The organism is Phyllobacterium trifolii, assembly GCF_014192095.1.
In the GTDB taxonomy this organism is placed as follows: domain Bacteria; phylum Pseudomonadota; class Alphaproteobacteria; order Rhizobiales; family Rhizobiaceae; genus Phyllobacterium; species Phyllobacterium trifolii.
In genome coordinates this window covers 112,132-123,523 of sequence record NZ_JACHXN010000008.1, presented here as the reverse complement: position 1 = coordinate 123,523, position 11,392 = coordinate 112,132, and the positions used below count along the sequence as shown (strand labels likewise).

General features: G+C 55.0%; 13 protein-coding genes. 10 read left to right on the top strand and 3 right to left on the bottom strand.

The window, feature by feature from the left end; genetic code table 11:
- The first annotated feature begins 6 nt into the window (after positions 1-6).
- From phnL to phnN, 9 genes are all read left to right on the top strand, one after another.
- Positions 7-717, top strand: a complete 711-nt coding sequence (gene phnL, locus FHS21_RS14070) for a phosphonate C-P lyase system protein PhnL (protein WP_112528587.1) — start codon at positions 7-9, stop codon at positions 715-717.
- Between the two features lie 227 nt (positions 718-944).
- Positions 945-1,778, top strand: a complete 834-nt coding sequence (phnC, locus tag FHS21_RS14065) for a phosphonate ABC transporter ATP-binding protein (RefSeq protein ID WP_112528585.1) — start codon at positions 945-947, stop codon at positions 1,776-1,778.
- Between the two features lie 85 nt (positions 1,779-1,863).
- The gene (gene phnD, locus FHS21_RS14060; protein WP_376772113.1) at positions 1,864-2,775 is read left to right on the top strand and encodes a phosphonate ABC transporter substrate-binding protein; all 912 of its coding nucleotides are present in this window, start codon (positions 1,864-1,866) and stop codon (positions 2,773-2,775) included.
- Positions 2,776-2,846: 71 nt separating this feature from the next.
- Complete coding sequence (phnE, locus tag FHS21_RS14055) at positions 2,847-3,806, top strand: phosphonate ABC transporter, permease protein PhnE (protein ID WP_112528581.1); 960 nt, start codon at positions 2,847-2,849, stop codon at positions 3,804-3,806.
- A 10-nt stretch (positions 3,807-3,816) separates the two neighbouring features.
- Positions 3,817-5,157, top strand: a complete 1,341-nt coding sequence (gene phnE / locus FHS21_RS14050) for a phosphonate ABC transporter, permease protein PhnE (RefSeq protein ID WP_183662349.1) — start codon at positions 3,817-3,819, stop codon at positions 5,155-5,157.
- Positions 5,158-5,238: 81 nt separating this feature from the next.
- Complete coding sequence (locus tag FHS21_RS14045) at positions 5,239-5,946, top strand: DUF1045 domain-containing protein (RefSeq protein WP_112528577.1); 708 nt, start codon at positions 5,239-5,241, stop codon at positions 5,944-5,946.
- Between the two features lie 43 nt (positions 5,947-5,989).
- Positions 5,990-6,217, top strand: coding sequence for a hypothetical protein (locus FHS21_RS14040; protein WP_112528575.1), 228 nt, complete (start codon positions 5,990-5,992; stop codon positions 6,215-6,217).
- A complete protein-coding gene (locus tag FHS21_RS14035) occupies positions 6,217-7,356 on the top strand; it encodes an alpha-D-ribose 1-methylphosphonate 5-triphosphate diphosphatase (RefSeq protein WP_112528573.1) in 1,140 nt (379 codons plus the stop codon). The genes FHS21_RS14040 and FHS21_RS14035 overlap by 1 nt, the downstream gene beginning before the upstream one ends.
- Before the next feature lie 8 nt (positions 7,357-7,364).
- Positions 7,365-7,979: a phosphonate metabolism protein/1,5-bisphosphokinase (PRPP-forming) PhnN gene (gene phnN, locus FHS21_RS14030; RefSeq protein ID WP_246411025.1), complete on the top strand. Its 615-nt coding sequence runs from the start codon at positions 7,365-7,367 to the stop codon at positions 7,977-7,979.
- 56 nt (positions 7,980-8,035) lie between these two features.
- Here the strand turns inward: phnN and FHS21_RS14025 are convergent, their stop codons facing one another.
- Complete coding sequence (locus FHS21_RS14025) at positions 8,036-9,130, bottom strand: porin (protein ID WP_183662347.1); 1,095 nt, start codon at positions 9,128-9,130, stop codon at positions 8,036-8,038.
- Between the two features lie 283 nt (positions 9,131-9,413).
- Between FHS21_RS14025 and dusA the strand changes: the two genes are divergently transcribed.
- Positions 9,414-10,430 carry a tRNA dihydrouridine(20/20a) synthase DusA gene (gene dusA / locus FHS21_RS14020; protein WP_312879878.1) on the top strand — a complete coding sequence of 339 codons (1,017 nt, stop codon included), beginning with the start codon at positions 9,414-9,416 and terminating at the stop codon, positions 10,428-10,430.
- A gap of 4 nt (positions 10,431-10,434) precedes the next feature.
- On the opposite strand, the gene FHS21_RS14015 is transcribed toward dusA, so the two are convergent.
- Together FHS21_RS14015 and FHS21_RS14010 are read right to left on the bottom strand one after the other, a co-directional pair.
- On the bottom strand, positions 10,435-11,139 hold the full coding sequence (locus tag FHS21_RS14015) for a TIGR02281 family clan AA aspartic protease (protein WP_112528567.1): 705 nt from the start codon (positions 11,137-11,139) through the stop codon (positions 10,435-10,437).
- Positions 11,140-11,145: 6 nt separating this feature from the next.
- Positions 11,146-11,376, bottom strand: coding sequence for a DUF1289 domain-containing protein (locus tag FHS21_RS14010; protein ID WP_112528565.1), 231 nt, complete (start codon positions 11,374-11,376; stop codon positions 11,146-11,148).
- Positions 11,377-11,392: the final 16 nt, after the last annotated feature.

Below are 11,392 nucleotides of genomic sequence, written 5' to 3'. Positions count from 1 at the left end.
ACAATCATGCCAACACCTCTCGTTGTTTCCGATGTCGCCAAGAGCTTCACCATGCATTTGCGCGATGGTATTCGTCTTCCCGTCGTGGCGAACGTCTCCTTCTCCATCAAGGCGGGTGAGTGCGCCGTTCTCGGAGGTCCCTCAGGGGCGGGCAAGAGCTCGATCCTGAAAATGGTCTATGGCAATTATGCCGTTGATCGCGGCCAGATCATCGTGCCTTATCGCGACCGGCTCATTGACGTTGCCGCCGCCGATCCGCGCACAATGCTCGGCATCAGGCGCGACATGATCGGCTATGTCAGCCAGTTTCTGCGTACGGTACCGCGCGTTTCGGCGTTGGACGTCGTTGCTGAACCGCTGATTGCACGCGGTGTTGATCGTACAGACGCCCGCGACAAGGCTGAATCATTGCTTGCCGGGCTCAATTTGCCTGAACGGCTGTGGTCACTACCACCCGCAACATTTTCGGGTGGCGAGCAGCAGCGCGTCAATATTGCTCGCGGCTTCATTACGGATCATCCGATCCTGCTTCTCGACGAACCAACGGCGTCGCTTGACGCCAAGAACCGCGATGTGGTGGTCTCGATGATCCAGCAGAAGAAGGACACGGGTGTGGCGATGCTTGGCATCTTCCACGACCAGGATGTGCGGGAAGCGGTAGCCGACAGGATCATCGATGTCACGGCATTTTCTGTACCGAATGGCGTAGCGGCATAAGTCCGCCTTTGGGCTTTATTCGATTCTAAATCATCGGTTTTTCGGGAGCGGATCACGCAAATTTGTGTGCCGCTCCCGTTCTCGTTTGCACCGTCCACGTGGGTTTTCCGTGGATAACACACGGCTTGAGAAAGCAATCCGAAGTTGTCACGCAACTGAAATGAAACTGCCATCGCAGGTTCACACAATCCCTCTAGGACGGAGCAGCGGCCAAAAGGGATTGACGAATGCTGAAGATTGAAAACGTGACGCGGCGCTTTGGCAGCAACATCGCCATCGACAACGTCAATGTTGAAATTCCGCAAGGCCAGATGGTCGGCATTATTGGCCGGTCGGGTGCAGGTAAGTCGACGTTGCTGCGTATGATCAATCGGCTTATCGATCCTTCCGAAGGCTCGATCCTGTTCGAGGGCACCGATGTCGCCAAGCTGCGCGGTTCGCACCTGCGCAATTGGCAGCGTGATTGCGCGATGATCTTCCAGCAGTTCAACCTTGTGCCGCGTCTCGATGTTCTTACCAATGTGCTTCTTGGCCGTCTAAACCATCGTTCGACGATCAAAAGTCTTCTCGGCATCTTCTCCAACGATGAGCGTGCCATGGCTGTCGCTGCTCTCGATCGGCTCGATATCGCCAAGACGGCTCTGCAACGCGCAGGCACACTCTCCGGTGGGCAGCAGCAGCGTGTCGCTATAGCTCGCGCGTTAATGCAGAATCCGAAAGTCATTCTTGCTGATGAGCCTATCGCTTCGCTCGACCCGCGCAATGCGCAGGTCGTTATGGAGTCGTTGCGCGATATCAATGAGAAGGAAGGCCTGACCGTTATCACCAATCTGCACACACTTGATACCGCCCGGCATTTTTGCAGCCGGATCATAGGCATGCAGGGCGGCAAGATCGTTTTCGATGGCGGTCCGGATGATCTGACTGAACTGGCCGCCCGCCGCATTTACGGTGCGGATGGCCTCAAGGATGCGTTTTCAGAAGCAATTACATCGACGAGTATCGTACGCGGTTCACAGAAGCCAATCCCGGAGTTGGAGGCCATTCTGGCCGCGCGTTGAGCGTAAAAAGATCGTCTTGCCCACGTTACGGGCCCATACGAACCCGATCACAAACTCATTGGACGTTTGACAGGAGAGAACCATGTTGTTCAAAAAAGCCCTTCTAGGCGCTATCGCGCTCAGCGCGATGCTTACCGGCACAATGGCCCGCGCTGAAGACCTCAAGGAATTCCGCATCGGCATCCTCGGCGGCGAGAATGAAACCGACCGTTTGCGGAACTTCGGTTGCCTTGCCGACCACCTCAAAGAGACTTTTGGCTTTGAAAAGGTTTCGCTGTTTCCCGCTGCTGACTACGACGGCGTGATCCAGGGTCTGCTCGGCGGCACACTTGATTTCGCCGAACTTGGCGCTTCCGGCTATGCCGCAGTCTACATCAAGGATCCCAAGGCAGTTACGCCGATCCTCACTACGCAGCAGACAGACGGTTCGACCGGGTACTATTCCATCGGTCTCGCCCGTAAGGATTCTGGCATCAAGACGATTGCCGATGCCAAGGGCAAGACCCTCGGCTACGCCGATCCCGATTCAACTTCCGGCTATCTCGTTCCGTTGACCCAGATCCCCAAGACCACTGGCATGCCGAACGACAAGTTCTTTGCAAAGACCCAGTTCAATGGCGGTCACGAGAACAATCTTCTTGCTGCTTATGACGGCAAGGTCGACGTTGCGGTAGACGATTCTTCCGGCCTCGGCGATTTCAAGGATGGCTACACTTCCGGCACGTTCCGCAAGGAAGTCGACAAGGGCGCCGTTGATCCTAGCCTGCTGGTCGAAGTATGGCGTTCGCCTCTTATCCCGAACGGCCCGCTGGTCGTTCGCAATGGTATTGGTGACGAATGGCACGCCAAGCTTGCCGATTTCTTCATGAAATTGCCAACAACCGACAAGAAGTGCTTCGAAGCTGTAGAAGGCGGTGATTTCAAGGGCTACCAGCCGGTGAAGCCCGAATTCTACAACGCGGTCATCGACATCCGTAAAAACGCGATCGGCGGCTAACGCTTGCGATCAATCACGGGGTGGCTGGTAACGGCCACCCTTTTTCTTGTGCGCTCCATGCGGATCAACTCATGACGTTTGCCGACTCTCAACCGCAACTGCAAAGTTCGCACGATATAGCCGAGTCATGGCGCAAGGTCGTCGCACGTCGCCGGATGTATACGGGCCTCGGCCTGCTCGTGCTGTTCATCGGGTTCGTAGGCTCCGTTCGTTTTGCTGACGAAAGCAATGCCGGCCATTTTTTCGATCGTCTCCCCCACCTCTTTGATTTTCTCAGCTGGCTCGTGCCCAAGGACTGGAGCGATGTATGGCGGGCACTGTTCGATATCGCAAGCCCTAACGACAAGGGTGGCCAGGAGTTTAATTTTGATCGAGGCCGGGTCTATATCTGGGGCGATTTCTATATTCCCGAATACTTCGAGTTGATGATTATCACCTTCAATGTGGCGTTGGTATCGACCATTATCGGGTTTATTTTTGCAGTCCCACTCAGCTTCATGGCTGCGCGCAATCTTACTCCGTCCAATCCACTGCGCATTGCGGTCAAACGATTCATGGAATTTCTTCGAGCTTTTCCGGAAATTGTCATCGCAGGGCTGTTTTCGGCTATTCTTTCAATCGGACCGATCGCGGCGATAATCGCGATTAGCCTGCATTGCATCGGTGCGCTTGGAAAGCTTTTCTATGAGGTTATCGAGAACGTCGATATGCGCTCAGATGAGGGCATGCGATCTGTAGGCGCCAGCTGGTTGGAACGGGTCCGGTTTGCTGCCTTGCCGCAAGTACTACCAAACTTCATGTCCTATGCACTGCTGCGGCTCGAAATCAATGTTCGCGCCTCGACCATCATTGGCGCCGTCGGCGGAGGCGGCATAGGTGAAGAATTGAAGCTTTCAATCTCACGCGGCTTCGGTGCCAAAACTTTGGCGCTGGTGTTGCTGCTGTTCGTCACCATCTTTGCCGTCGATCAATTTTCCGCCTGGCTGCGACGCCGGCTGGTTGGCGAAAACGCCTTCCTTCTGAAGCATTGAGGATGCTGCCATGACCTTTATCGATGCAAGCCAGGCAGAATCAATCCAGGAGCGCTATCCTGAGGTCTTTCAGCGCTCCTTTTTCAAGCGCTTCGCGCCTTTGCTGATGGTTATCAGCCTATTCCTCTACGGTATCTACGCAGTCTGGTTCTTCGAGATTCCCAAGGCCATATCGGAAGGCCATTGGGAGCGCGTCGGGATTTATCTGAGCCAATGGGTCAGCTACGACGTACAGGCTGAATTTCGGCTCGAAGGCGACACGATCACCCCGAAATATCCGCGATTTTCACCATTGGGGAATGACCCAAATCCTGATTGGGTCAAGCAAAACAGCGATCGAACCATGACCGTTGAAATTCGTGGGCCGAGCCGGGCAGTCACCTTTAGTGACACCGAAGCAACGCTGACGGCACATGGCGAAACCGTGCGAGTGGAACTATCGGGCGGAAAGCCTACCGTCTCAGGAAATATACCATCCTGGGTCAGCGTCTATGATGAAGATGTCGTCGCGGATATGGGCTTTGCCGGAGAAGTCCGTGTCGAGGCTGACCGCGTCAAGATCCGCAAACGTTTCCTTGGCTGGGCCAATTTCATCTTCGATCCGCAATCACCCTTTTTTGGAAAATCAATGGGTGAGGTGATAAGCCTCGTCACGACCGGCCCCCAGATCGAGCCTGGAAGATCAAACCTGGCGCTGGCCGGCGATAATTTTCTCAACAATGGCGAATGGCAGCACGGGGACGTCTGGGTCAAACTCCTGCAGACCATCATCATGGCGTTCCTTGGAACAATTTTGGGTGCAGTTGTCAGCTTTCCCTTGGCATTTCTTGCTGCCCGCAACATCACATCAAGCCGCTTCGTCAATCAATCGTTCAAGCGTTTCTTCGATTTTCTGCGCTCGGTCGACATGCTGATCTGGGCCTTGTTCTTTACCCGTGCGTTTGGACCGGGTCCGCTTGCGGGTAGTGCTGCGATCTTCCTGACCGAGACCGGGACACTCGGCAAGATATACTCTGAGGGACTTGAAAACATTGATGACAAGCCGCGCGAAGGTGTGCAATCGACCGGTGCAAACCATGTCCTGGTCCAGCGCTACGGCGTGATGCCGCAGGTGGTGCCGGTCATGATCAGCCAAACGCTTTATCAATGGGAATCAAATATTCGTGGCGCGACTATCATCGGTGCGGTCGGGGCTGGCGGTATCGGTCTCAAGCTCTGGGAAGCGATGCGCACCAACAAGAATTGGGAAAATGTTGCTTATATGGTCCTCTTGATCCTGTTGGTTGTGTTTATCTTTGACAGCATATCGAATGCGCTGCGTTCGCGGCTGATCGGCAAGCCACAGCATTAGAGGCAGGGACTATTAATATGACAGCATTCAAAGGCTTGTCATAATCGGAGCGTAACGCGAGAGTGTTCCGGAGGAATCAATATGCGCTATGCGATCTATTTCACGCCGCCATCAAGTGACCCGCTTCTGAAAGTCGCGGCGAACTGGCTTGGCCGAAATGCCTTTACCGGTCAACCGGTGAGGCCGCCGCAGATCCGCGACCTGGCGCACGAGGATTTCACGCTCTTGACGGCATCGGCACGTCGATATGGCTTCCATGGTACTTTAAAAGCTCCGTTCCATCTTGCCGAGGGCTTTGAGGAAAAAGAGCTTTTGTCGGCTCTCATGCATTTTTCTTCATCCATGGATCCAGTAGAGATTCCGAAACTACAGATCGCCAACCTTGACGGATTTTTTGCACTGGTTCCGGAAGAGCCTGTGGCGCGTCTCAACCAACTGGCGAACGACGTCGTTGTCGCGCTCGACCGCTTCCGTGCTCCTCCAACTGACGAGGAAATCAAACGGCGCAATCCAGAAAGAATGACAGTGTCGCAGCGGCGAAATCTCGAACAATGGGGTTATCCCTATGTTTTTGAAAATTTTCGCTTCCACATGACGCTTACCGATATAGTGCCGGAGCGCGACCGCCCCAAAATCGAACGGATTTTGAGCGAATTCCTCGAACCTGTTCTGGAAGAGCCTGTTGAGATCAACAATCTGGCGCTTTTTACCGAAGCCGAACCCGGTTTCCCCTTTGAAATACACTCGCTGCATCCGCTTGCAGGAACCAACAGAAGAAAGACCGCCTAGAGCTCTTTCTGACCATATTGACCTATTCTGACGGAGGCCTGTTGTGACAAGATCAAGCAAAGACACGAAGACCCGCACTCTGGGTGCGGGCGAGGGGCTTGGCGTAGATATTGGCGCGACAGGCCCCGTCCCTTCGGGTTTCCGACTGACGGACACCCGCTTTGCCAGGCGGCTTCGTCCGATGTCCCCCATCGGCCTCGCCACCTTCCTCGCGGATCGTCTCGTCAGTCGAGAAACAGAATACGGCCAATATGGCCAGAAAGAGCTCTAATGTCTGCCGAATTGATCTTGAACAATGCGAAAATCGTCCTTGAACATGACGTCATCTCCGGGACGGTTGTGATCAGAGACGGCAAGATCGCCGACATCTTGGAAGGCTCGGTTTCTGGCGGCGAGGATTTTGGAGGTGATTACCTTATTCCCGGACTGATCGAACTGCACACGGATCACCTCGAGGGGCACTACATGCCGCGCCCGCGGGTGCGCTGGAATCCGATCGCGGCAGTGCTCGCGCATGATGCGCAAATCGCTGCATCGGGTATCACTACGGTTCTCGATGCCCTGCGGGTCGGACTCGATGAAGATGCGGACATGTCCGCGGATGAAAGCCGCAAGCTTGCCGATGCGATTGAAGATAGTGTGGAGCAGGGCCGGTTGCGAGCCGATCACTATATCCACTTGCGCTGTGAAGTATCGGCATCTGATTGCCTTGAAGGCTTTGCCCACTTCGACAATGACAGCCGTGTCCGGCTGGCCTCTTTGATGGATCATGCACCAGGACAGCGGCAGTTCGTTAGTCTGGAAACCTATGCCTATTACTACCAACGTAAGCTGAAGCTTTCGGACAAGGAATTCAACGCGTTCTGCGAGAAACGAATGGCGGAATCAGCGAAGAATTCCGGACCGCAGCGCAAGGCCATCGCCGATCTTTGCCGTGAGCGTGGAATTGTCCTTGCCAGCCATGATGATGCGACCCGCGCTCATGTGGACGAGGCGGTGGAGCAGGGTATTCATGTGGCGGAGTTTCCAACGACGCTCGAAGCTGCCGCTGCATCAAAGCAGGCTGGACTTTCAGTGCTGATGGGGGCGCCGAATGTGGTGCGCGGCGGTTCGCACTCAGGAAATGTATCGGCACGCGAACTGGTCGAACACGGTCACCTTGATATTCTATCGTCCGACTACATTCCGTTCAGTTTGATCCAATCGACCTTTTTTCTTGGGGAAACTGTCGACGGAATCACGCTGCCGGACGCGGTGCGTCTCGTGACAAAGAACCCGGCAGAGGCAGTCGGATTTGAGGATCGCGGTGTGATCCAAATTGGCAGGCGCGCCGATCTCGTGCGGGTGCGTGTCGACGAACACATCCCAGTAGTGCGTACGGTCTGGCGGGAAGGTCGCCGGGTCGTATGATGGCGGGAATGATCGAGCGCGCGCTCAATCCCGCATCTGCACCGCTGCGCAATGGTGTCTTCGTTGCCGTTGTCGGGCCGAGCGGGGCAGGGAAAGACACGATCATTGATTTCGCTCGCGCTGAGCTTAACGAACAGCCGGGCTACCATTTCGTTCGCCGTGTCGTGACCCGTCCGTCGTCGATAGATGCGGAAGATCATGAAACTCTGAGCGAAGAGCAGTTCCTGGTGGCAAAGCGGGCAGGAGAATTTTCACATTTCTGGGAGGCCCACGGCCTGCATTACGGATTGCCGAAATCTGTTGACGACGAGATCGAGCGCGGGGCAGTAGCGATCGCCAATGTCTCGCGCGGCGTGTTGCCGGCACTTCGTACAGCCTACGCCAATTTCATCGTGGTGCACATCACCGCGTCGCATGAGGTTCTGGCAAAGAGGTTAGCTTCACGCGGACGCGAAGACGCGGCCGAAATCCAGCGTCGTCTGACGCGGGCTGCTCCCAATCCATGCGATCCCGCGGATGCAATTATGATCGATAACTCCGGAGCGGTTTCAGACGCTGGCAACGAGTTCGTTGCAGTCCTGAAGAAGTCTGCAGCGTTTGCTGCTATTTCGGAACAGATTTAACCCAATTTTGGGACAAATCCGGAGGCACCCCCTCCGGATTTCAAGCTATTCAACTTTTAGAAATTGCGCTGGAAGCGGATGATACCGCCGAACGCGTCATCGCTGCCGCCTTCAAGAAGGGCTTCATCCTTACGGGCACCGTCAAATTTTGTATAGTTGATTTCAGGTGTGATCGTGAAGCCAGGAACAAGTTCGTAAGCCACGTTGAGAGCGAGAGCGTAGGTGCCTTCGGATTCATAAGCCGCCTGACCGTTGATCGTCGCCTTGTCAGAAACCTGGGCGGCGAACCCGCCCCAAGCTGCCCAGTCGCCTTCCCACAGGCCGTACCAGTTCTTGTTGGTATTGGTCACGAATGAATCCGGGTCATAATCGGATTGATAAGCGCCCATTACCCAGGCTGAGATCGTATCCGTGAATTTCACATCCAAACGCGCCTTGACGCCAATGGCCTCTTGCACCGAGTCGTAGCCAATAATACCGGAGATCGTTCCCCAGCCCTGTTCGAATTTCGCGCCTGCAAGAACGTGGGGCATGTAGTCGTCGATAGTGTAATCGTAGTCCCCTTCTACCGAGCCCTGTTCAGCGGCAATGATAGCTGAGAAACCGTTGCCAGCCTTGTAGGTGTAGCTGATCTCGTTGCTGGAGAAACTATCGCTGCCATACTGAATCACGTCATCATTGACGATATCACCAGCGTAGCCGACCCATGAACCGAAGATAGCGTCATTGACACCGATCTGGAAGCCGCCGAGCTCAATGTAGGCCTGATGAAGAGTAGCACCATCGTCCTCGCCATCGGTATATTGGAAGCGGCCGTCAATGTAGGAGCGCAATGTGCCGAGTTCGGTTTCGGAGCGCGCGTCAAATCGAAGCTCAGCACGAGTGCTCTTGCTCCAGGTGTCGTTCTCGCCGCCTACATGACCACCGGTATAGACATCGTCACCAGCGGCTGCGTCGTAACGCAAATAACCGCCGATCTTCAGGCAGGTTTCAGTTCCTGGGATGTAGAAGAAGCCAGCGCCATAGGCGTCACATACCCTCACGTATTCGACAGGCTCTGGTTCTGCCACGACCACCGCATCTGCAGCGCGGGCGCTCGATGCCGCCATGAGGGCAGCAGTCGAGCCGAGGAGGAAGCTTTTGATGTTCATTTCCGATCTCCGGTAAAAAAGATAAGTCACAAGCTCATGTCCCCAACCGATGCATATTCCCGTTCGCTGACACGCGCAAAATCTAACCACTATCGAACTGCGGGTTCTGAAATCGTTGTTGCGAATTTACAAGGAGATCCGAAAACAGTGTGGTCTCACCGAAGGTTCAAGGTAGCTGGCAGATTGGACAATCGCCGCTTTGCGTTTTATGAGGACGATCAGGTGTTGGTGAGCGGTGGCTGGCACACTATATGCGCCAAACAGACGAGCGGACGTTTCCATAGTGGTTAACCGAGTCGATACAAGCGAAAACTACAAGCGTAATCGTTTTGCGGTAGCGCCGATGATCGATTGGACGGACCGGCATTGCCGGACCTTCCACCGACAATTCACGCGCCATGCCTTGCTGTATACGGAGATGGTCGTTGCCGATGCTGCGATCCATGGCAATCGCGAGCGCATTCTTGGGTTTGCCGAAGCGGAACATCCCGTTGCACTGCAACTCGGTGGGTCCGATCCTATCAAGCTGGCTGAAGCAGCACGTATCGGCGAAGCCATGGGCTATCAGGAAATCAATCTCAATGTCGGCTGCCCATCTGACCGCGTTCAATCCGGCACATTCGGCGCTTGTTTGATGAAAACACCGTACATCGTTGCGTCAAGCGTCGAGGCGATGAAGCAGGCGGTCGCAATTCCCGTGACGGTCAAGTGCCGCATCGGTGTCGACGATCAGGATACGGAAACGGCCCTTGATGAACTCGCGAGCGGTGTTTTCCATGCTGGTGCCGATGCGTTGTGGGTACATGCCCGCAAGGCGTGGCTGCAGGGGCTTTCACCTAAGGAAAACCGCGATATTCCACCGCTGGATTATGATCGCGTCTATCGTCTGAAACAGCAAAATCCGAGTCAATTCATAGGGATCAATGGCGGCATTCAGACGCTCGATGAAGCGCTTGACCATTTGAATCATGTTGACGGTGTCATGCTTGGCCGCGCGATTTACAACAACCCGATGTTGTTGTTCGATGTCGATAAAAGTATATACGGCAGCGAAAGGGCGGCGCCTTCAATCGACGCGATCATAGATCACATGTGCGATTATGCGGATGCCCATATCGCGCGCGGTGGTCGATTGTCGCACATTACACGGCACCTGGTAGGTCTGTTCCATGGCGCGGCCGGAGCACGGCGCTGGCGCCAAATATTGTCGACCGAAGCTAATCAAACAGGTGCAACCAGTGCTGTGATCCGCCTGGCATATGCGGCGATCGAGACGGCGTCGACTGAGGAAGCAGCTTGAATTCCTAGTTCGAGAGGACAAGCCGGTCGCCGCGTACGGAAAAGCCGCTGAGTGTATTGAGGAAATTCATGCCGAGCAGGCTGCCTGCCATTTGCCCATCTGCAGTCACCATCGCACGAATGTTACGCCGTTCGATGGCACCTATCCTGATACTGTCCAATGTGACGCTGGCTGCAGTCGCCATGCCATTGGCGGTCATGATCGGCGTTTTGTAAGAGAGCTTATCCGGATTGAGTCCAGCGCGGCGAGCATCTTCAGCCGAGAGCACGATCGATGAGGCGCCGGTATCGATGATGAATGGTACCGTCGCACCATTTACGTCGCCGCGAACCTCGAAATGACCAGTATCTGCTTTGGCGAGCGTCACAGTGATTGTTCCTTCGCCATCGCGATTGGAAATAGGGCTTCCAGGGATCAGTCCTGCCGTTATCCGGTGGCCAACGTCCTGCAACTCGTAGCGGTATTGATAGCCGGCAACGATCGTGAGGAAAATGACGACCCAGATTGCCATACTGCGCAAAAAATGGGTGAGTGGAATTCCGGAACCAAGCAGGGCTGAACCAAGGACGACGCCCCATATGCCCATGTAAGCGAAACGGGCAAAATCATCGTTGGCGATGCCCAGGGTCGAAGCACTGTCATTGTTCGCCATCAATAGCAGCAAGGTTGCGCCAATCAAGGCAATGATGATCCAGAACAAGCGGCCCATCTTCGACTACCCTTCTTGCTTTTCGCGCGCCATACGGCTGCGCCTCGTTTCGCGACGCGGGCGCCGCTCGACTGTTTCCAGCCGCTCCGGCAGGCCCGCCATGACGCGGCGGCGAGTCTCAGGCGACATAATTGACCATGCACCTATTTCCTCGCGCGTGCGCCCGCAACCGAAGCAAAAACCGGTCTTCATGTCGATGGCGCAGACGAGGATGCAGGGTGACTCGATGATGCTCATTTCAAAGATTTGGTAC

Excerpts from the sequence above, each read along its gene's own strand:
- FHS21_RS14035 (WP_112528573.1), top strand. The coding sequence starts at position 6,217 with ATGTCTGCCGAATTGATCTTGAACAATGCGAAAATCGTCCTTGAACAT.
- FHS21_RS14010 (WP_112528565.1), bottom strand. The coding sequence starts at position 11,376 with ATGAGCATCATCGAGTCACCCTGCATCCTCGTCTGCGCCATCGACATG.
- phnC (WP_112528585.1), top strand. The coding sequence starts at position 945 with ATGCTGAAGATTGAAAACGTGACGCGGCGCTTTGGCAGCAACATCGCC.
- phnN (WP_246411025.1), top strand. The coding sequence starts at position 7,365 with ATGATCGAGCGCGCGCTCAATCCCGCATCTGCACCGCTGCGCAATGGT.
- FHS21_RS14025 (WP_183662347.1), bottom strand. The coding sequence starts at position 9,130 with ATGAACATCAAAAGCTTCCTCCTCGGCTCGACTGCTGCCCTCATGGCG.
- phnL (WP_112528587.1), top strand. The coding sequence starts at position 7 with ATGCCAACACCTCTCGTTGTTTCCGATGTCGCCAAGAGCTTCACCATG.
- phnE (WP_183662349.1), top strand. The coding sequence starts at position 3,817 with ATGACCTTTATCGATGCAAGCCAGGCAGAATCAATCCAGGAGCGCTAT.
- FHS21_RS14015 (WP_112528567.1), bottom strand. The coding sequence starts at position 11,139 with ATGGGCCGCTTGTTCTGGATCATCATTGCCTTGATTGGCGCAACCTTG.
- phnE (WP_112528581.1), top strand. The coding sequence starts at position 2,847 with ATGACGTTTGCCGACTCTCAACCGCAACTGCAAAGTTCGCACGATATA.
- FHS21_RS14045 (WP_112528577.1), top strand. The coding sequence starts at position 5,239 with ATGCGCTATGCGATCTATTTCACGCCGCCATCAAGTGACCCGCTTCTG.